Annotated in this window: 9 protein-coding genes; 6 read left to right on the forward strand and 3 right to left on the reverse strand. The window is 73.2% G+C overall.

Annotation, left to right across the window (positions count from 1 at the left end):
- Nucleotides 1-50 precede the first annotated feature (50 nt).
- Together ACFVH5_RS38405 and ACFVH5_RS38410 are read right to left on the reverse strand one after the other, a co-directional pair.
- Complete coding sequence (locus ACFVH5_RS38405; RefSeq protein WP_385838330.1) at nucleotides 51-1,610, reverse strand: MFS transporter; 1,560 nt, start codon at nucleotides 1,608-1,610, stop codon at nucleotides 51-53.
- A gap of 92 nt (nucleotides 1,611-1,702) precedes the next feature.
- The gene (locus ACFVH5_RS38410) at nucleotides 1,703-3,217 is read right to left on the reverse strand and encodes an AMP-binding protein (protein ID WP_385838331.1); all 1,515 of its coding nucleotides are present in this window, start codon (nucleotides 3,215-3,217) and stop codon (nucleotides 1,703-1,705) included.
- Between the two features lie 115 nt (nucleotides 3,218-3,332).
- Between ACFVH5_RS38410 and ACFVH5_RS38415 the strand changes: the two genes are divergently transcribed.
- Nucleotides 3,333-3,569, forward strand: a complete 237-nt coding sequence (locus tag ACFVH5_RS38415; RefSeq protein WP_384814185.1) for an acyl carrier protein — start codon at nucleotides 3,333-3,335, stop codon at nucleotides 3,567-3,569.
- An 18-nt stretch (nucleotides 3,570-3,587) separates the two neighbouring features.
- Here ACFVH5_RS38415 and ACFVH5_RS38420 read toward each other — a convergent pair whose 3' ends face one another.
- Entirely contained in the window at nucleotides 3,588-4,529 is a 942-nt protein-coding gene (locus ACFVH5_RS38420; RefSeq protein WP_385838332.1) for an ACP S-malonyltransferase, read from the reverse strand.
- 222 nt (nucleotides 4,530-4,751) lie between these two features.
- On the opposite strand from ACFVH5_RS38420, the gene ACFVH5_RS38425 reads away from it, so the two are divergent.
- From ACFVH5_RS38425 to thiO, 5 genes are all read left to right on the forward strand, one after another.
- Nucleotides 4,752-6,350: an AMP-binding protein gene (locus ACFVH5_RS38425; RefSeq protein ID WP_385838334.1), complete on the forward strand. Its 1,599-nt coding sequence runs from the start codon at nucleotides 4,752-4,754 to the stop codon at nucleotides 6,348-6,350.
- Nucleotides 6,351-6,411: 61 nt separating this feature from the next.
- The gene (locus ACFVH5_RS38430) at nucleotides 6,412-16,992 is read left to right on the forward strand and encodes an SDR family NAD(P)-dependent oxidoreductase (protein ID WP_385838335.1); all 10,581 of its coding nucleotides are present in this window, start codon (nucleotides 6,412-6,414) and stop codon (nucleotides 16,990-16,992) included.
- The gene (locus ACFVH5_RS38435) at nucleotides 16,989-17,552 is read left to right on the forward strand and encodes an FcoT family thioesterase (protein ID WP_385838336.1); all 564 of its coding nucleotides are present in this window, start codon (nucleotides 16,989-16,991) and stop codon (nucleotides 17,550-17,552) included. Before ACFVH5_RS38430 ends, ACFVH5_RS38435 begins: the two co-directional genes overlap by 4 nt.
- 29 nt (nucleotides 17,553-17,581) lie before the next feature.
- Complete coding sequence (locus ACFVH5_RS38440; protein ID WP_385838337.1) at nucleotides 17,582-19,666, forward strand: type I polyketide synthase; 2,085 nt, start codon at nucleotides 17,582-17,584, stop codon at nucleotides 19,664-19,666.
- The gene (gene thiO, locus ACFVH5_RS38445) at nucleotides 19,663-20,751 is read left to right on the forward strand and encodes a glycine oxidase ThiO (protein WP_385838338.1); all 1,089 of its coding nucleotides are present in this window, start codon (nucleotides 19,663-19,665) and stop codon (nucleotides 20,749-20,751) included. Before ACFVH5_RS38440 ends, thiO begins: the two co-directional genes overlap by 4 nt.
- Nucleotides 20,752-20,921: the final 170 nt, after the last annotated feature.

Genomic DNA, 20,921 nt, shown 5'->3' on the forward strand with positions numbered 1-20,921 from the left:
GCCCGGGCGCGATGGGCGCGGGGGGACTCCGCCGTGCAGGGGTTCTGCCGTCAGTCGGACGTGGGAACGGGCTCGGTCCTCGACCGGTCGCTGCCGGTCTCCGCGCCGGGAGCCTTGACGCGGCGCATGAGCAGCGCGGCCCCGACGGCACCTGCCAGCATCACGACGCCACCTGCCACGGCGGCGATGTTCATGCCGTCGGTGAACGCCTCGCCGGCCGAGTCCATGAGGGACCGGCCCGCCCCCGTGGACAGGTGCTGGGCCACCTCCGTGGCGCCGCCGAGCGAACCCTCGGCGGCCTCGGCGGCCTCGGGCGGCAGAGCGGACGTCGCGTCGGTGACCTCACGGGTGTAGACGGCGGCGCCGATACTGCCCAGGATCGCGACGCCCAGCGCCCCGCCGAGCTGGTTGCTGGTCTCCGGCAGCGCGGCCGCCGAGCCCACGCGTTCCGGCGGAGCCGCGGAAACGATGAGGTCCGCGGTCATGGGCATCGCCAGACCCACCCCGGCCGACACCACCGACGAGCCGATCACCGCGAGCGCCAGGGGCGAATCGGTGCGCAGCTGCGTCATGACGGCGAATCCCACCGCCGCGACGACCAGCCCGACGGCGATGATGTAGCCGGGACGGATCGTCCTGGCCAGCACCGCGGCCACCGAGGTGGTCACCACCACCGCGAGCGGCGCGGGCATCGTCCACAGACCGGCCTCCAGCGGACTCAGCCCGTACACCAGCTGCACCCACTGGGTGGCGAACAGCAGGAAGCCGACCAGCGCGAACATGGCCACCAGGTTCACGCCGACGGACGTGCTGAACCCGCGGTCGCGGAACATGTCCAGGTCGATCAGCGGGCTCTCGGTCGACCGCTGCCGCAGCACGAACAGCACGCCCAGGCCGAGCCCGACCGCCATGCAGGCCCCGTTCTGCAGGGTGAGGCCGTCGGCGGCGACTTCCTTGATGCCGTAGACGACGGGGAGCACGGCGGCCAGGGACAGCACGGCACCGAGGAGATCGAAGCGGCCGGGCTTCGGCGCCCGGTACTCGGGCAGCAGCAGCGGGCCCAGCACCAGGATCAGCACCGTGACCGGGATGTTGATGAGGAACACGGAACCCCACCAGAAGTGCTCCAGCATGAGCCCCGACACGATCGGGCCCAGTGCGGCGCCGCCGGACAGCCCGGCCGTCCACAGAGCGATGGCGGTACGGCGCTGGCCGGGATCGTGGAACATGTTGCGGATCAGCGCGAGGGTGGACGGCGCGAGCACGGCTCCGGAGATCCCGAGGACGGCGCGCGCGACGATGAGCAGCTCGGCGCTGCCCGCGTAGGCCGCGGCGAGGGACGAGACACCGAACACCAACGCGCCCAGCATCAGCAGCAGCCGGCGCCCGATGCGGTCGCCGACGGTGCCCATGGTGAGGAGCAGCCCCGCCAGCATGAACGCGTAGATGTCCACGATCCACAGCTGCTGGGTGGCGCTGGGTTCCAGCGACGCGCTGAGGAAGGGCAGCGCGAAGTACAGCACGGTCATGTCCATCGACATCAAGAGGACAGGGACCACGAGGACGGCCAGGCCGACCCATTCCCTGGCGCTCGCTCGGTCGTGACTCACGGGCTCGACTCCAGATCTTTATCAGTCATGACGAGTCGGCCCGGGAGCTGACGCGCGTCCCTGCCGACACCGGGGCCCCGCGGGGTCTCGTATCAGGGACGGCCGTCCGACGCTGCGGCCGCCTCGCGGGCGAGCTGCGCACGGTCCACCTTGCGGTTGGAGTTCAGCGGGAATTCGGGCACGTGCCGGAACACCTTGGGCACCATGGCCTCGGGCAGCTGCGCGGACAGCGTGCGGCGCAGCGTCGCCGGCGGGACGCGCTCGCCGGTGTAGTAGAGGACGAGTTCCAGCCCGCCCTCCGATGCCGGCCGGGTCACGGTGGCCGCGTTCTCGACCCCCTCGCAGCTGCGGACGACGTGGTCGATCTCGGCGAGCTCGACGCGGAATCCCGCGATCTGCACCTGGGCGTCCATGCGTCCGAGGTAGACCAGCTCGCCGTCGTCCAGGCGCCGCACGCGGTCGCCCGTCCGGTACCAGCGGCGGCCGTCCCGCTCCAGGAACCGGCCCCGGTCGTCCTCCGCGTCCAGGTAACCGGGCGTCATCTGCGGCCCGGTGATGCACAGTTCACCTTCCTTCGCCGCCTCGGTGCCCTCGTCGAGCAGCAGGTGGTCGTGGCCGGGGTGCACCTGTCCGATCGGGACGACACCGTTCACCGCCCGGTCGGGCGAGGCGTCCGGTGACCACCGGTGCCCGGTGATGGTGACGGTCAGCTCGGTCGGCCCGTACAGGTTCTCGATCTTCGATCGGGGTGCGGCGGCCTGCCAGGCGGCGGCGTCCTCGCACAGCAGCGCCTCGCCCGCGAAGAAACTCCACCGCAGCGTGGGCATCGACCCCGGGGTCAGACCGCCCATCTTCCTGATGAACGAGATGCCGCTCGGGGTGGAGAACCAGACGGTCATCCGGCGCTCGGCGAAGAACGCCGGCAGGTCCCGGTGGGCGGCCGGCGGCACGGCGTGCACCGCGGCGCCGCGGCCCCAGGCACAGAACATCTCGAACATCGCGCAGTCGAAGTTGAGGCCGACGTTCTGACAGAACACGTCGTCGGGGCCGAAGTCGTAGCGCTCGTCGAGCAGCGTGAAGTAGTGGTCGTTGGCCGCGTGCGTGATCGGCACACCCTTGGGGCGACCCGTCGAACCCGAGGTGAACAGGACGTAGGCGACATCGGACGGCCGCACGGTCACCGGCGCGTCGAGCGGGGTCGCGGACGCGGACTCGTCCAGGACGGGCAGGTCCAGTCCGGTGTCCGCGAGCGCGGCCCGGCCCACCGGGTCGGCGACGACCGTCGAGACGCCGGCCGCGGTGAGCATGCGGCGGGTGCGCTCGGCCGGGAACCGCGGATTGAGCGGCACCACGGTGGCGCCCGCGTACAGCGCCGCCATGATCCCGACATACGCTGTCGCGCTCTTGTCCGCCAGCACGGCGACGTTGTGCGGTCCCTGCAGGGCCATGGCCGTCAGCGCGCCCGCCCGGCGCAGGGCCAGCTCGTGCACGGCCTCGTACGACAGGTCGTCGCCGTCCACCCGGACCGCGGTCCGGGTGGGTGACAGTTCGAGGCCGCGCAGGAACCGTTCGTGCAGTCCGTGGCCGGGGGCGGGGGTATCGATCATTTTCCTTCCTCCGAGTAGACAAAGGGGTGGGTAGGGGTGCCGATCCGCGAGGTATTACGTTTAGGTTGTCGGCGAAGCCGTCTACTTGGTGAACGCCGGAAAAATGGGAGAACGCATGTGGGACGAGTCTTTCGAGCGGATTCTCCGCAAAAACCTCCCGCTCATCGAATCGGGGGACGAAATCACTGCAGACCTGAGCCTGCGTGACCATGGCCTGGATTCCATGGCGATGGTTTCCATGCTTTCCTCGCTGGAGTCCGAATACGACGTCCGTTTCGTCGACGACGCGCTGCACATCGACAACTTCGCGACGCCCGAGACCCTCTGGAAGACCCTGGCGGCCATGCGCTGACCCGCACGCCGTCCGCCGCTATGCGATCGTGCTGCGCCGGCGCGGTCGCATAGCCGTGTCCGGCCGCAGCGCCACCACCTCGAACGCCTCGGTCATGACGTCCACGCGGCTCCACAGGGCGTCCTGCCCGGCGACGTGCACCCGCTCCACACCGAGCCCCTTGAGGGTGTCGACGACGGCGGGCCACCGCACCGTACGCGTCGTCGCGTCCAGCAGCAGGTCGCGCACCCCCGCGGCCGTGCGCACCAGCGATCCGTCGTGATCGGACACGACGACCGTCTCGGGATCGGAGAACTCCACGTCCGCGACGACCTCGTCCGCGATCTCCTGGCGCAGGGCGCCGAACAGCGCCGAGTGCATGGGAGGCCGCATGACGTACAGCGGCAGGCCGCCGGCCGCCCGCAGCCGTTTCTGCAGCCACTCCAACGACTCCTCGCGCACCGACAGCAGGTGGAAGTCGTGGTCGACGTGGCAGGCCACCTCGTTCCACTCGCCGCGCGCGTCCAGTTCGGCGCGGATCTCGGCGAGCCGGTCGGCGGGGACGCGGGCGAACGACTGGGTGACGACGTCGCGGTGCTCACGGGTGAAGTACGCCTCCACCCGACGGCCCCACTCGGCGGTCATCGTCACGGCCTCGGAGAACGGCAGCGCTCCGGACTGCACCGCCGCCGCCGTCCCGCCGAAGCTGGCGCCGGTGCACGCGACCGGCTCCACCCCGTGCTCGGCGACCGCGCTCTGGGCCAGTGCCAGACACGAGACGAGGAAGGCGAGGCGGGCCGGTTCCGGGAACGCCCCCTGGTCGCCCCGGGCCTCGGCCTGGCGGTACCGGTCGACCAGGGAGTGGCCCAGCACCCGGTCGGCCTCGGCGACGAACCGCCGGGCCACCGGATGGGCCACCAGGAACCGCGCCGAATCGGCGAACCGTGTCGGGCCGATTCCGGGAAAGACGATCGCCGACATATTCTCGTTATCCCTTTCGTCACGCACGCCGCGTGGGTTCCTGAAGTCAAACGGTTCGATCTTACTGTTTCCGGTAAGTCTTGTGGGCCCCTGGTACCGGCATAACCCCTAAAGCCCCCTAGGACGCCGTTGATCGGCCAGGGGTTCTTGTGCCGCGTAAAAGGACCCTGTTAGAAACGGCCTTGCATTGGCTGAGTACGCCGGAAATCGGAAGGGTGGCGCATGAGCCCGAATGGAGCGCGTCCTGCCCGGGCGCACGCATCGGTGGACAACCTGCGGACATATCTGCTGGCTGCCGCCCGCACGGCACCCGACCGGCCGGCCGTCGTCCGGACGACCGCGGACGGTGAGCTGGAGACGGTCACCTACCGGGAGTTGGAACGGCGCACCGACCGCCTGGTCGACGCTCTCGACGCCCTCGGCCTCGACGTCGGCGACCGCGTCGTCCTGGAGTCCGACACCGACGCCGACGCCGTCGCGGCCCTCCTGGCCTGTGCCACTCTGGGTCTGCCGTTCGTCCCGGCCAGCCCCGAGGTGCCGGACGAGCGTCTCCTGAGCGTCATCGACAGCGCCGCGCCCGCGCTCTACCTCCAGGCCGAGAGCGGACGGCGCACCGGAATCCCCGAGTCGGTCGGTACCGCCCGGTTCGGCCCCGGCGGCCTCACGGTCGAGCGACCGCCGACACCACGGGTCCGCCGCCGCCGCGCGGTGACGCCGCTCGACACCGCGTACATCACCTTCACCTCGGGAACGACGGGCCGGCCCAAGGGTGTCGTCATGAGCCACCGGGGGGTCGTCTCGTTCCTGCGCGGCGCGCAGGCCGCGGAGCTGATCACGGCCGAGGACCGGGTGGCGGGCACCTCTCCGCTGCAGTTCGACTTCGCGCTGTTCGACATCGGGTTCTCCCTCAGCCACGGAGCCGCGCTGGTGCCCGTGCCGCGCGACCGGCTCAACTGGCCCCGCCGCTTCCTGTCGTACCTGCGCATGACAGGGGTGACACAGGTCGACGGCGTCCCCTCGGCCTGGCGGTCGGTACTGCGGCACGAGTCCGAACTGCTGGCCGAACTCGGCGAGGAGGGCACCCTGCGCCGCATCCTGTTCTCGGGGGAGGCCTTCCCGCTGGACGAGCTGCGACAGCTGCAGGACCTGCTGCCCAAGGTCCACTTCACCAACGGCTACGGAGCCACCGAGACGATGGCCTCGTCCATCACCGACGTGCCGAACCCGCTGCCGCCCGAAACCGAGCGCCTGTCGATCGGCTACGGGGTCGCGGGCACGGAGATGACACTCATCGGGCCCGACGGCTCACTCGTGGACCGGCCCGGAGTGCTCGGCGAGATCCACCTGCGCACCCCGTCGCTCTTCTCCGGCTACTGGAACGACGCCGAGGCGACCCGGGCCGTTCTCGTTCCCGACCCGCTCCACCCCGAGTCGGGACAACTCGTCTTCAAGACCGGCGACCTGGCCTCCATGGGGGCCGACGGTGAGCTGTACTTCCACGGCCGCGCCGACTCCCAGGTACAGATCCGCGGCAACCGCGTCGAACTGGGCGAGGTCGAGCGCCGCATCGGTGGGTTCGAGGGGATAACCGGCGCGGTCGCGATGATCCTGCCGCGCGTGGACGACGACCCGGTGCTGCACGCGTTCGTCACCAGCGATCCCGACGGCCCCACGCCGGCGGTCAAGGAGGTCATCGCCTTCTGCCGCTCGGCCCTGCCCGGCTACATGGTCCCGCACCTGCTCCATGTGGTGGACGAGTTCCCGCTGACGGTCAACGGCAAGGTCGATCGCGCGGCCCTGACCGCGCTCGCGGCGTCCTGACCACACCTTCGGCCTCCACACCCTCGGCCTCCACGCCTCTTCTTCGTTGCGGAGTATGCACATGATCGAGCAGTCAAGAGCCGCGATGCTGGAGCTGGTGCTGGCTCAGGCCGACGCCGTGCTGCGGGCCGTCGACCCCGGTGCCCACGGGGACGGACCCACCGGCATCGCGGCCGACCACCCGTTCCTGACCGGCGGCCTGGACTCCCTGAGCCTGGTCCAGCTGCACCGGCGGCTCACCGCCGAACTGGGCGTGGAACTGCCCGTCACCGTCTGCTTCGACCACCCGACGCCGGCGGCCCTGGCCGACCACCTGGCCAACGTGCTCGACGGCACCGTCGAGCCGCAGGGCACCGTCGACCCGACGGCGCCCGCCACGGCCGCGGTGTCCGACGAGCCGATCGCCATCGTCGGTATCGGCTGCCGCTACCCGGGCGGGGTGAACTCGCCCGAGGACCTGTGGCGGATCCTCACCGACGGCACCCATGTGCTCACCGACTTCCCCGACGACCGGGGCTGGGACCTCGACCGCCTCTACGACCCCGACGCGTCCGTGGCCGGCACCAGCTACGTACGACGCGGCGGATTCCTGCCGGACGCCGCCGACTTCGACGCGGACTTCTTCAACATCCACCCCAAAGAGGCGCTCGCCATGGATCCCCAGCAGCGGCTGCTGCTGGAGACCTCCTGGGAGGCCCTCGAACGCGCGGGCATCGACCCCGGCCGCCTGCGCGGCACCGCGTCGGGCGTCTTCATCGGCGTGGAGCCGCACGAGTACGGGCCCCGCACGCACGAGGCCGCCGACGGCCTCGACGGCTACGTCATGGGCGGCAACCTGCCCAGCGTCGTGTCCGGCCGCGTCGCCTACACGCTCGGCTTCGAAGGGCCCACACTCACCGTCGACACCGCCTGCTCCGGCTCGCTCACCGCCCTGCACCTCGCGGTGCGGTCGCTGCAGAACGGCGAGTGCGGGCTGGCGCTGGCCGGCGGCGTCACCGTGATCTCCAGCCCCGGCACGTTCACCACGTTCAGCCGCCAGCGCGGCCTGGCACCGGACGGACGGATCAAGGCGTTCGCCGCGGCGGCGGACGGCACCTGCTTCGCCGAAGGCGCGGGCGTGTTCGTCCTGGCCCGGCTGTCGGACGCGCTGCGCGACGGACACCGGGTGCTGGCCGTGGTCCGCGGCACCGCCATCAACCAGGACGGCGCCAGCGCCAGCCTCACCGCACCCAACGGACTGGCCCAGCAGCGGGTCATCCGCAACGCGCTCGCCGACGCGGGCCTCACCCCCGAAGAAGTCGGCGCGGTCGAGGCCCACGGCACCGGCACCACGCTCGGCGACCCCATCGAGGGCCAGGCCCTGGTCGCCGCCTACGGCCGCGGACGCACGTCGGAGAATCCCCTGTGGCTGGGCTCGGTGAAGTCCAACATCGGGCACACCGGAGCCGCGGCCGGCGCCGCGGGCATCATCAAGATGGTCCAGGCGATGCACCACGGCACACTGCCGCGCACCCTGCACGTCGACGAGCCGACCACCCACGTCGACTGGTCGCAGGGCACCGTCCGGCTGCTCACCGAGCCCGTACCCTGGCCGGCCGCGGACCTGCCGCGCCGCGCCGGTGTATCCTCGTTCGGCGCGAGCGGCACCAACGCCCACGTCATCATCGAGGAACCACCCGCCGTCGACGGCGCGAACGCCGCCTTCGCGGTACCGCCCGCGGACGACCGCCCCGTGCCGGTCGTCCTGTCGGCCCAGAGCGAGAACGCGCTGCGCGGCCAGGCAGCACGGCTCCTCGAGAGCGTCGGCCAGACGTCCGTGCCGGACCTCGCGTACTCGGCCGCCACCACCCGCGCCGCCCTGCGCGAGCGCGCCACGGTCGTCGCCGCCGACCGCGACGAACTGCGCCGCGCCCTGACCGCCCTCGCCGAGGGCACCACCGCGCCCGGACTGGTCACCGGTACGACGGCCGTCACCGGCCGGACCGCGTTCCTGTTCACCGGCCAGGGCAGCCAGCGCCCCGGCATGGGCCGTGAACTGGTGCGCGCCTTCCCGGCGTTCGCGCAGGCGCTGCAGGAGACCGCCGACCACCTCGACCTGTACCTCGAAGAGCCCCTGGGCGACGTGCTCTTCGCCGAGCCCGGCTCGCGGCAGGCCGCCCTGCTGAACCGGACCCGGTACGCACAGGCCGCGCTCTTCGCCGTCGAGGTGGCCCTGTTCCGGCTGCTGGAGTCCTGGGGCGTCACGCCCGGCCTGCTCGCCGGACACTCCATCGGCGAGATCGCCGCCGCACACGTCGCCGGCGTCATGACCCTCGCCGACGCGGCGCTGCTGGTCGGCGCGCGCGGCACCCTGATGGACGAACTGCCCGGCGGCGGCGCGATGATCGCCGTCCAGGCGGACGAGGCGGAGGTCGCCCCGTACCTGACCGGCGGGGTGGCCCTCGCCGCCGTCAACGGTCCGTCCGCCCTCGTGCTCTCCGGCGAGGAGGACGCGGTCCTGGCCGTCGCGGCGCGCTTCGCGGAGCAGGGACGCAAGACCCGGCGGCTGCGCGTCTCGCACGCGTTCCACTCGCCGCTGATGGACCCCATGCTCGACGGCTTCCGCCGAGTCGCCGAAACCCTGGCCTACGCGACGCCGCGCATCCCCGTCGTGTCCAACCTGACCGGGGAGCCGGTCGACGCGTTCGACGCGGACTACTGGGTGCGGCACGTACGGGAACCGGTCCGGTTCGCCGACGGCATGCGCTGGCTGGAGTCCCACGGCGCCACCACGTACCTGGAACTGGGCCCCGACGCCGTCCTGTCGGCGATGGGACGCGACTGCCTCACCGACGACGGCACGCCCGCCGCGTTCGCCGCGCTGCTGCGCGAAGGACACGACGAGGAGCGCCAGACCGTCACCGCGCTGGGCCTGGCGCACGCGGGCGGCGCCACCGTCGACTGGCACCGCTTCTTCGCCGGCCGGGGCGCCCGGCGGATCGCCCTGCCCACCTACGCGTTCCAGCGCAAGCGCTACTGGCTGGACGCCGGGAGCGGCCCGGGCACCATCGGACATCCACTGCTGGACACCGCCGTCGCTCTGGCGGGCACCGACTCGCTGGTCCTCACGGGCCGGCTGTCCACCCGGTCGCAGCCGTGGCTCGCCGACCACGTCATCGCCGGCGTCGTCCTCGTACCCGGTACGGCGCTCGTCGAACTGGCCGTCCGGGCCGGCGACGAGGCGGGCAGCGGCGTCGTCGAGGAACTGACCCTTGAGGCGCCGCTGTCACTGACCTCGGACGCCGGGGCGGAGATCCAGGCCGTCGTCGGCGCCGCCGACGCGACGGGCCGTCGCAGCGTCGAGATCCACTCGCGTCCCGCGCGCAGCGACGACACCTGGACGCGCCACGCCAGCGGAGTGCTCGCCGAGCACGGCGAGGGTGCGCAGGGCGACCCGGCGGTGTTCACGCAGTGGCCGCCGGCCGACGCCGAACCGATCGACGTCGACGGTCTCTACGACCGCCAGGCCGCCCAGGGATACGGCTACGGGCCGGCGTTCCGGCGCGTGCGGGCAGCCTGGCGGCGCGGCGAGGAGTTCTTCGCCGAGGTCTCCCTCGACGACGCGGGCGCCGACCGGTTCGGGCTGCACCCCGCCCTGCTGGACGCCACCCTGCACGCTGTCGAGGGACCGCAGGACGACGGCCAGGTGCACCTGCCGTTCGCCTGGCGGGGCGTCGAACTGCACGCCGCCGGCGCCACGGACCTGCGCGTCCACGCGATCCTGACGGCTCCGGACGAGATGTCCGTGGAACTCGCCGACAGCACTGGCGCACCCGTCGCCACCGTCAGGTCGCTCGTCCAGCGACCCGTACCGCTGGACGGCGTACGGCCGGCCGGGGCGCGGGACGGCTCGCTGCTGAACGTCGAATGGACCGGCATCAGGACCCCGGCCGAACCGGACACGGCCGCCGCGGAGTTCCACCTGGCATTCGTCCCCGACACCTTCGCCGGTTCCCCCGCCGAGGCGGCGCAGGAAGCGACACTGCACGCCCTGGGGCTCGTCCAGGACGCGCTGCGCGACGACACCCGGCTGGCGATCGTCACGCGCGACGCCCCCGGCGACCTGACGCTCGCCCCCGTCCAGGCGTTGGTGCGGTCCGCCCAGGCCGAGAATCCCGGCCGGTTCGTGCTCATCGGCGCGGACCACGACGTGCCCGAACCGCAGCTGCGGACCGCGATGTCCTGCGGAGAGCCGCAACTGGCCCTGCGCGACGGGCAGACGTACGTGCCACGACTGACCCGGACACCCGTGCCGGACGACCCGCGGCCCGTCGCCTGGGATCCGGAGGGCACGGTACTCATCACCGGCGGCACCGGAGGACTGGGCGGCCTCGTCGCCCGTCACCTCGTACGCCGCCACGGCGTCAGGCACCTCCTGCTCACCGGGCGCCGCGGACCGGACGGCCCCGGCGCCGCCGAACTGACCGCCGAACTGGCCGCGCTGGGCGCCGAGGCGACCGTCGCCGCCTGCGACGTCGCCGACCGCGAAGCCCTGGCCGCCCTGCTGGCGACGGTCCCCGGCCGGCATCCGCTGACGGGGATCGTCCACTGCGCCGGCGTCGTCGACGACGGACTGGCCGGATCGCTCACACCCGAACAGGTCCGCACCGTCTTCCACGGCAAGGCCGACGGCGCCTGGCACCTGCACGAACTGACCCGCGACCTCCCGCTCGCCGCGTTCGTCCTGTTCTCGTCCGCGGCCGGCACCGTCGGCTCACCCGGACAGGGCAACTACGCCGCCGCCAACGCCTTCCTCGACGCACTGGCCGAGCACCGGGCCGCGAGCGGCCTGCCGGCGACCTCCCTGGCCTGGAACCTGTGGGCGGGCGACGCGGGCATGGGAGCCCACCTGGACGAGGTCACCCTCCGCCGTGCCGAACGCTCCGGACTGCCCGCCCTGGACGCCGAGGAGAACCTCGCCCTCCTCGACCGGGCCCTCACCACCGGCGTACCGGCCCTGGTGCCCCTGCGCGTCGAGGCCCCCGCGCTGCGCGCCCGCCCCGACGGCATCCCGCCGATGCTGCGCGGCCTGGTCCGCGGGCCCGTCCGCAGGCACGCCGCCACCGCGGGCGCGGCCGGATCCTCCGGGGCGCTCGCCGACCGGCTGGCCGGGAAGACGGACGCCGAACGCGAACGGATCGTCTCCGACCTGGTCCGGGCGCAGATCGCGGGCGTCCTCGGCCACGAGAGCGGCGGCGCGATCGACCCCCGCCGTGCCTTCACCGACCTCGGCTTCGACTCCCTGGCCGCCGTCGAACTGCGCAACGCCCTCGGCACGGCCACCGGGCTGCGCCTCACCTCCACGCTGATCTTCGACCACCCCACCCCGCGCGCCCTGACCGAGCACGTACTCGACAAGGTGGCCGGCGCGGTCCCCGCCGCCACCCCGTCGCCGACCGCCGTGCGGGTGGCCGCGGACGAACCCATCGCGATCGTGGCGATGGCCTGCCGCTACCCCGGCGGGGTGACCACCCCCGAGCAGCTCTGGCAGCTGGTGGCCGACGGCACCGACGCGATCAGCGCCTTCCCCGAGGACCGCGACTGGAACACCGAGCAGATCTACGACCCGGAGCCCGGCAAGCACGGCACGACCTACACCCGGGAGGGCGGCTTCCTGTACGACGCCGCCGAGTTCGACCCCGCGTTCTTCGGTATCAGCCCGAAGGAGGCGCAGGCGATGGACCCCCAGCACCGGCTGCTGCTGGAGGTCGCCTGGGAGGCCGTCGAGAACGGCGGGCTGGACCCCCACTCCCTGAAGGGCAGCTCCACGGGCGTGTTCGCCGGGGTCATGTACCACGACTGGTCGAACCGCTCGGGCTCCGTTCCCGAGGACCTCGCGGGCTTCACCGCCGGCGGCGGCCTCGGCAGCATCGCCTCCGGCCGCATCGCCTACACCCTCGGCCTGCACGGCCCGGCCGTCACCATCGACACCGCGTGCTCCTCCTCCCTGGTCGCCATGCACTGGGCCATGCAGGCGCTGCGACAGGGCGAGTGCACGATGGCCCTGGCGGGCGGCGTCACCGTGATGGCCACCCCCGAGACGTTCGTCGGGATGAGCCTGCAGAGCGGCTTGGCCCCCGACGGCCGCTGCAAGGCGTACGGCGCCGGCGCCGACGGCACCGGCTGGGGCGAGGGCGCGGGACTGCTCCTGCTGGAACGCCTGTCGGACGCGCGCCGCGCCGGACACCCGGTGCTCGCGGTGGTCCGCGGCTCCGCGATCAACCAGGACGGCGCGTCCAACGGCCTGTCCGCGCCCAACGGCCCGGCCCAGCAGCGCGTCATCCGGCAGGCCGTGGCCTCCGCCGGCCTCACCCTCGCCGACATCGACGCGGTCGAGGGCCACGGCACCGGCACCACCCTCGGTGACCCCATCGAGGCCCAGGCCCTGATGGCCACGTACGGACAGGAACGCGCGGGCGGCGAACCGCTGTGGCTCGGGTCGATCAAGTCCAACGTCGGGCACACCCAGGCCGCCGCCGGAGTCGCCGGCATCGTCAAGATGGTGATGGCGATACGCAACGGCGTGCTGCCCCGCACCCTGCACGCCGACACGCCCTCCCCGCACATCGACTGGACCGAGGGCGCCGTCGAACTGCTCGACGAGGCCAGGCAATGGCCGGCACACGGCCGGCCGCGTCGCGCCGCCGTGTCCTCGTTCGGTGTCAGCGGCACCAACGCCCACGTGGTCATCGAGGAGGCACCGCCTCCCGGCCCGCAGGAACCGCGCGGCGAACGGCCCCCGGCCGTCCCGCTCACGGTGTCGGGGGCGTCCGCCGAAGCACTGCGCGACCAGGCGGCGCGGATCGCCGCCCACCTGCGCGACCACGAGGACCTCGACGAACTCGACGTCGCCGCCTCGCTCGCCCGCGGCCGCGCCGCCCTGGAACACCGGGCCGTGGTCGTGGACACCGACCGGGCCGCGCTGCTCGCCGGACTCGACGCCCTCGCGGCCGGGAAGCCGTCCGCCTCCGTCGTCCAGGGCGTGCAACGCGGCGACCCGCGCCCCGTGTTCGTCTTCCCCGGCCAGGGCTCGCAGTGGCAGGGCATGGGCGTCGACCTGCTGTCGTACTCCCCGGCCTTCGCCACCCGTGTCGGCGAATGCGCCAAGGCCCTGGAGCCGTACGTCGAGTGGGACCTGCTCGACGTGCTGAACGGCGCGCCCGGCGCGCCGGGCCTGGACGACGTCGACGTCGTCCAGCCCGTGCTCTGGGCGGTGATGGTGTCACTGGCCGAGGCATGGCGGGCCGCCGGCGTGGAACCCGCCGCCGTCGTCGGCCACTCCCAGGGCGAGATCGCGGCCGCCTGCGTCGCGGGCGCCCTCTCGCTGGAGGACGGCGCACGCGTCGTCGCCCTGCGCAGCCGCGTCATCCGCCAGGACCTGGCGGGCCGGGGCGGCATGATGTCCGTCGCCCTGTCGTCCGACCGCGCGACGGAGCACCTGGCCGACTGGGACGGCCGGCTGCAGCTCGCCGTCGTCAACGGCCCCGGCTCCGTCGTCGTCTGCGGCGACCCGCAGGCCCTCGACGAACTGCGGGCCCGCCTGGACGCCGACGGCGTCCAGGCCCGCCGGATCCCCGTGGACTACGCCTCCCACTCGGAGTTCGTGGAGGAGATCCGCGAGCGGCTGCTCACCGAACTGACCGGTCTGACGCCGCGGACCTCGTCCGTCCCGTTCTACTCCACCGTCACCGCCGGAACCCTGGACACCGCGGGCCTCGACGCCGAGTACTGGTACACCAACCTGCGCCGGCCCGTACGGTTCGAGGAGACGACCCGGGCCCTGCTGGCCGACGGCTTCGAGATCTTCGTCGAGTCGAGCCCCCACCCCGGCCTGCTGACCGGTCTCGGCGAGACCGCCGAGTCGGCCGGCGCGGCCGTCACCCTCGTCGGCACGCTGCGCCGCAAGTCCGGCACCCCGCAGAAGTTCCTCACCTCACTGGCCGAGGTGTACGTGCGGGGCGCGGGCGTCGACTGGGAGACCCCGTTCGCCGGAACCGGCGCCCGGCGCGTGGACCTGCCCACCTACCCGTTCCAGCGCAAGTCCTACTGGCTGCACATGTCCGAGGAGACCGCCGACCCCCAGGCCAACGGGCAGGCCGCCGCCGATCACCCGCTGCTGGGCGCCGCGGTACGCATCGCCGGGGCCGGGGGAGTGCTCCTCACCGGCCGCCTGTCGCTCACCGGCCAGCCGTGGCTCGCTGACCACGCCGTCGGCGGCACGGTCCTGTTCCCCGGCTCCGGCTTCGTGGAACTGGCCGTACGCGCCGGTGACGAGGTCGGCCGCGGACGCGTGGACGAACTGATGCTGGAGGCACCCCTCGTCCTGCCGGAGCGCGGCGGCGTGGCGATCCAGGTCGTCGTCGACGCCGACCTGCGCACCGTCTCGGTCCACTCACGGTCCGAGGACGCCCCCGCCGACGGCGCCTGGACCCGGCACGCCCGGGGCACGCTCGCCGAGGCCGGCCCCGAACCGGCCCCCGAGGCCACGTCCTGGCCGCCGCCGGGCGCCGAACCCGTCGACCTCACGGGTTTCTACGACCCGGCCTCCGACGACGGCCTGCTGTACGGGCCCGCCTTCCAGGGCCTGCGCGGCGCCTGGCGGTCCGGCGACGAGGTGTTCGCGGACGTCGAGCTGCCCGAGCGGACCGCCACCGAGGCCGTCCGGTACGGGCTGCACCCGGCCGTGCTCGACGCGGCCCTGCACGCCACCGCGCTGCTCGCCGCCGACGACGGGCGCATCACGCTCCCGTTCCTGTGGACGGGGGTCGACCTGTACGCCGCGGGCGCGGCCGCACTGCGGCTGCGGATGACCCGCCTGGGCGAGGACGAGGTCGCGCTGCGCCTGACCGACACCACGGGCCGACCCGTGGCCCGGGTCGAGTCGCTCGTGCTGCGTCCGGTGTCCGCCGGCGGACTCGTCCGCACGGACGTGTCCCACGACTCGCTGTTCGAACTCACCTGGACCCCCGTCGAACCGGGCGGGACCGCGTCCGCGACGGTCGTGCACCGCTGCGTGGGCGGCACGACCGCGGAAGCCGTGCACGCGGAGACCGCCTCGGTGCTGGACATCCTCCAGTCCTGGCTCGCGGAGGACCGCGACGACGCCGTGCTGTCGGTCGTCACACGGGGCGCCGTGTCGGTCGCCGGCGAGGACGTCACCGACCTCGCCGGCGCCGCGGTCTGGGGCCTGGTCCGCAGCGCCCAGACGGAGAACCCGGGACGCGTCGTGCTGATCGACCTGGACCCGGGCGACACCGACCACGCCTCCGTCGACCCCGGCCCGCTGGTGGCCACCGGCGAGGCACAGATCGCGATGCGCTCGGGCACGCTCCACCGCCCGCGCCTGACCCGCGTCACCGCCGACCGGACCGGTGCCGAAACCCCCTCGACGGTCTTCGGCGACCGGCCCGGAGCCGTGCTCGTCACCGGCGGCACCGGCACCCTGGGCAGCCTGGTCGCCCGCCACCTCGTCACCTCCCACGGCGTCACCGAACTGCTGCTCACCAGCCGCCGCGGCCCCGACGCACCCGGCGCCGCCGAACTGGCCGCCGAACTCACCGGGCTGGGCGCCCGAGTGGAGGTGGCCGCCTGCGACGCCGCCGACCGGGACGCCCTGGCCGCCGTGCTCGCCGGCCGTATCCTCGCGGGAGTCGTGCACACCGCGGGCGTCCTCGACGACGGGATCATCTCCTCCCTGACACCGGAGAAGACGGCCGCGGTGATGCGCCCCAAGGTCGACGCGGCACTCAACCTGCACGAACTCACCGCAGGTCAGGAACTCTCGGCCTTCGTGCTCTTCTCGTCCGCGGCGGGCGTGACCGGCGGCGCCGGCCAGGGCAACTACGCCGCCGCCAACTCCTTCCTCGACGGCCTCGCCGCCCTGCGGCGCGCACGGGGCCTGCCCGCGCAGTCACTGGCCTGGGGACTGTGGGAGGAGGCCAGCGGCATGACCGGAGCCCTGGACGAGACCGACGTGGCCGGCATGCAGCGCGACGGTGTCCTGCCCATCGCCTCCCACGAGGGCCTGGCGCTGCTGGACGCCGCCGGACGCCTCGACCGGGCGTTCCTGGCCCCCGTCCGGCTCGACCTGACCGGGCAGCGCCGCTCCGACCTGCCGTACCTGATGCGGGACCTGGTGCGCGGCCCGGCCCGGCGGGTGGTCGAGGCCGCCGCCGCCCCCGAGCCCGCCGAGAGCCTGCGCGACCGACTGGCCACCCTGTCGCCGGCCCGCCGCGAACAGACACTGCTCGACATCGTCCGTACCCAGGCCGCCGCCACCCTGGGCTTCGCGGACGCCGACGAGGTCGACGCGGAACGGTCGTTCCGCGACATGGGCTTCGACTCCCTGGCCGCCGTGCGGTTCCGCAACGCCCTCGGCGAGGCCGTCGGGGAACGGCTGCCCGCCACCCTCGTCTTCGACCACCCGACCGCGCTCGTCCTCACGCGCCACCTGCTCGCGGAACTGGCGCTCGGCGAACCGGACCCGGCACCGGAGACAGCGCAGGAGCCCGCCGACGACGCCCCGGACCGCACCGCGGCGATCCAGAAGATGAGCCTGGCCGAGCTGCTCCTCACCGCACGACGATCAGGAGATCCGACATGACCCAGTTGCTCGACGCCACCGAACAGCGCGTCTACCCCACGGACGAGGAACTGCTGCACCGCGTCTTGACCCCCTACCGGGCCAAGCGGTGCGAGTACCTCACCTCGGCCACGGTCGTCCTCAAGGACGCCGCCGAGGACGGCGCCCGGCTCAGCGCCGACTGCTCCTTCCTGATCCCCGAGTCCTGCTACATCGACGACACCGGGCACTTCAACTCCGTCGAGTTCAACATCTGCTTCAACCAGATGGCCTACTACCTGGTCGCCAAGGCGGTGAAGGAGTCGCTGATCGAACCGTTCTCCCGCTGGACGATCGAGGAGTTCTGGACCCGCCAGCTCGGGGACATCTTCATCACCGACTTCAGGAGCAGCTTCCGCAGCGCCATGAGCGGCCGGCACTTCCGCGGCCGCATCGAGATCGCCGACATCGCCGACTGGGACGGCAACGACCTGCGCGACGCCCTGGTGATGCTGCGGACCCGGTGCCACTACTGGGACGAGCAGGGCGGCGAGAGCCACGGCGAGATCGGCGCCGCCATCACCAATCCGCCCGAGAAGTGAACCGGCCCGGCTCCGCGGAGGACGCGACGATGAGCAGCACGCAACGGCCTGGGCTTCCGGAGGAAGCACAGCAGATCGACATCGAGCACATGTACGGCCGTCTCGCCGACCGAGGCCTGCGGTACGGTCCGGCCTTCCGCAACCTGCGCGCCGTGTGGTCGCACGGTGAGGAGGTCTACGCCGAGGCCGGACTGGACGGCGCCACCGCCCGCGACGACGGCTACCTCCTGCACCCCGCGCTGTTCGACGCCGCCCTGCAGACCGCGCTGGTGCCGGACCTCGACCACGACGACAGCACCTTCCTGCCGTTCGCGCTGCGGGGGATCCGCCTGCACAAGGCCGGTGCCCGCAGCGTCAACGTCCACACCGTGCCCGGCGAGGACGGCGTCTCCCTCGCGCTCACCGGCGCGGACGGCGAACCGGTCGTCACGGTCGGCACCCTCGTCAGACGCCGCGTCACCGCCGACCAGCTCGACGCCGCGGCACAGCGCACCCGCCTGCTCCGCCCGGTGTGGAAGGCCGTGGAGCAGAGGCCGGCCTCCGTGGACCAGCAGCACTGGGCGTTCCTCGGCACCGATCACATCGGGGTCACCGGCGCCCTGAAGTCCGTCCGCCGCTCGTTCGACTCCTACGCCTCGCTCGCCGCGCTGGACGCCGCCCTCCGCAAAGGCGCACCGGCGCCCGACGTGGTCGTGGTGTCGTGCACGGACCAGGATTCGCCGGTGCGCTCGGCCGCCCAGCGCGCCCTCATGCTCGTACAGGAGTGGTCGGCCGACACACGCCTCGCCGGGGCCCGCCTCCTCCTGGTCAGCAGCGGAGCCGTCGCGGCCCACAGCCAGGAGGCGCTGTCCGACCTGCCGGGCGCCGCCGTGTGGGGACTGCTGCGCAGTGCCCAGTCCGAACACCCCGGCCGTTTCGTCCTGGTCGACGTCGACGACCCCGACGACTCGGGCCGCGCCCTCGTCGCCGCCGCGGCCTGCGACGAACCGCAGCTCGCCGTCCGCCACGGCGCCCTGTTCCGGCCCCGACTGGTCCGCTTCCCACCGCCCCGGCGCACGAACCTCACGGGCACGGTGGTCATCACCGGCGGCACCGGAGCGCTGGGCAGCCTGCTCGCCCGGCACCTGGTCGTCCGCCACGGCGTGCGGCACCTGGTCCTGCTCAGCCGCCGCGGCCCGGACGCACCCGGAGCCGCCGACCTGAGCGGCGAACTCACCGCGCACGGCGCCCGCGTCGACATCGTCGCCTGCGACACCTCCGACCGTACGTCGCTGGAAGGCGCCCTGGCCGACGTGCCGGCGCCCTCCGCCGTCATCCACACCGCCGGTGTGCTGTCCGACGTCACGGTCGACGCCCTGACCCCGCGCCGGCTCGACAAGGTCCTGCGGCCCAAGGCCGAGGCCGCGCTCCACCTCAACGACCTGATCCGGGACCCCGACTGCGCCTTCGTCATGTTCTCGTCCGTCACCGGCCTGATCGGCAACCCGGGACAGGCCAACTACGCCGCCGCCAACGCCGTTCTCGACGGGCTCGCCCACCGCCGGCGCACCCTCGGCCTGCACGGTCTCTCCCTCGCCTGGGGCTTGTGGGAGAGCGAGGGCGGTATGGGCTCCGGCCTCTCCGCCACCGACCTCATGCGCATCCGGCGCTCCGGCTTCGCGCCGCTCGGCCACGAGCAGGGCCTGGCGCTCTTCGACGCCGCGCTCGCCGCCGAGGAGGCGGTCCTCGCACCCGTACGACTGAACGAGGCGGCCCTCACCGGCAACGTCCCGCCCGTCCTCGCCGACCTGGCGCCCGCCGCCTCCACCGGCCCGGACACCCACCGGCTGCGCGCCCTGCTGGCAGATCTGCCCGAGTCCGAGCGCGACGCCGCCGTCCTGGAATCCGTCCGCGCGGTCGCCGCCTCGGTCCTCGGCTACGACAGCCCCGACGACATCGAGGCCGAGCGGGAGTTCGGCGCTCTCGGCCTCGACTCCATCGGCAATCTCGAACTCAGCCGCCGCCTGTCGACCGCCACCGAACTGCAACTCCCCGCGACCCTCGTCTTCGACCATCCGACCCCCGCGGCTCTGGCTTCCCACCTGCGGCGACTCCTCCAGGAGAACAAACAGTGAACACCGTTGTCGTCGGCGGCGGCGTGATCGGCCTGGCCACCGCGTGGCGAGCCGCGCGCCAAGGCCTCTCCGTCACCGTCATCGACCCCACACCGGCCGGCAAGACCTCCCACGTCTCGGGAGGCATGCTCCCGGCTGTCAACGAGCAGCTCTACGACCAGGAGGACCTCCGCCGCCTGTGCCTCGCCTCCCGCGCGCTCTACCCGACCTTCGTGGCGGAACTGGAGGAGTTCGCCCCCGCCGGGTTCCGGCGTGACGGCGTGCTGGACGCGGCCTTCGACGAAGACTCCCTGAACAGCCTCGACCGCCAGCAGGCCTTCCAGGAGTCGCTCGGCGTCCGCACCGAACGGCTCACCCCCGAGGAGTGCGCCGAGGTCCAGCCGGCGTTCGCCCCGACCGCGGGCGGCCTGCTGTCGCCCGACGAGGGCGCCGTCGACCCGCGCACCCTGAACGCCGCGCTGCTCACGGCCATCGACGCGCTGGGCGGCACCGTCGTCCGCAAGCGGGCCGTCCGCGTCGGGGACCACACCGTCGTCCTCGACGACGGCGACGAGGTCGCCTTCGACCGGCTCGTCCTCGCGGCCGGCTGCTGGACGCACCAGATCGGGGGGCTCCCCGAGAACGCTGTTCCGGAGATCCGTCCCGTCAAGGGCCAGATCCTGCGCCTGCACTCCGACCCGCCTCTGGTCAGCGTGGCCACCCGCGCCCTGTCCAAGGGCCGCTCCCTCCTCCTGATACCCCGCACGGACGGCGAGCTGGTGGTGGGCTCCACCTACGAGGAACGCGGCTACGACGAGACCGTCACGGCCGAGGGCACCCACGACCTGCTGACCCGCGCCGCCGAGATCGTCCCCGGCGTCGGCGCCCTCCGCTTCGCCGAGATGAGCGCCGGGCTCCGCCCCGCCTCACCCGACGAACTCCCGGTCATCGGCCCGAGCACCGTGCCCGACGTGTACCTGGCCGCCGGCCACTTCCGCATGGGCGTCCAGCTCGCTCCGGTCACCGCGGTGGCGATGGCCGCCTACCTCACGGACACCGCGCCGCTGGCGCAGGTACTGCCCTTCACCCCGCTGCGCTTCGGCTGACCTCACGGCAGCACAGCCCGACAACGCCCTCCCGCCGAACCGGCGGGAGGGCGTTCGCCGTTCGGGGAACCCGCGGGGCCCTGCCGTCGACGGGTGCGGGCCGTCGCGGGTCGAGCGCGCAGTTCCCCGCGCCCCTGGCGGAGCCCTGGTGCCCGCCGCCCTGGTGGGGC

Source organism: Streptomyces sp. NPDC127119 (genome assembly GCF_042677425.1).
In the GTDB taxonomy this organism is placed as follows: Bacteria; Actinomycetota; Actinomycetes; order Streptomycetales; family Streptomycetaceae; genus Streptomyces.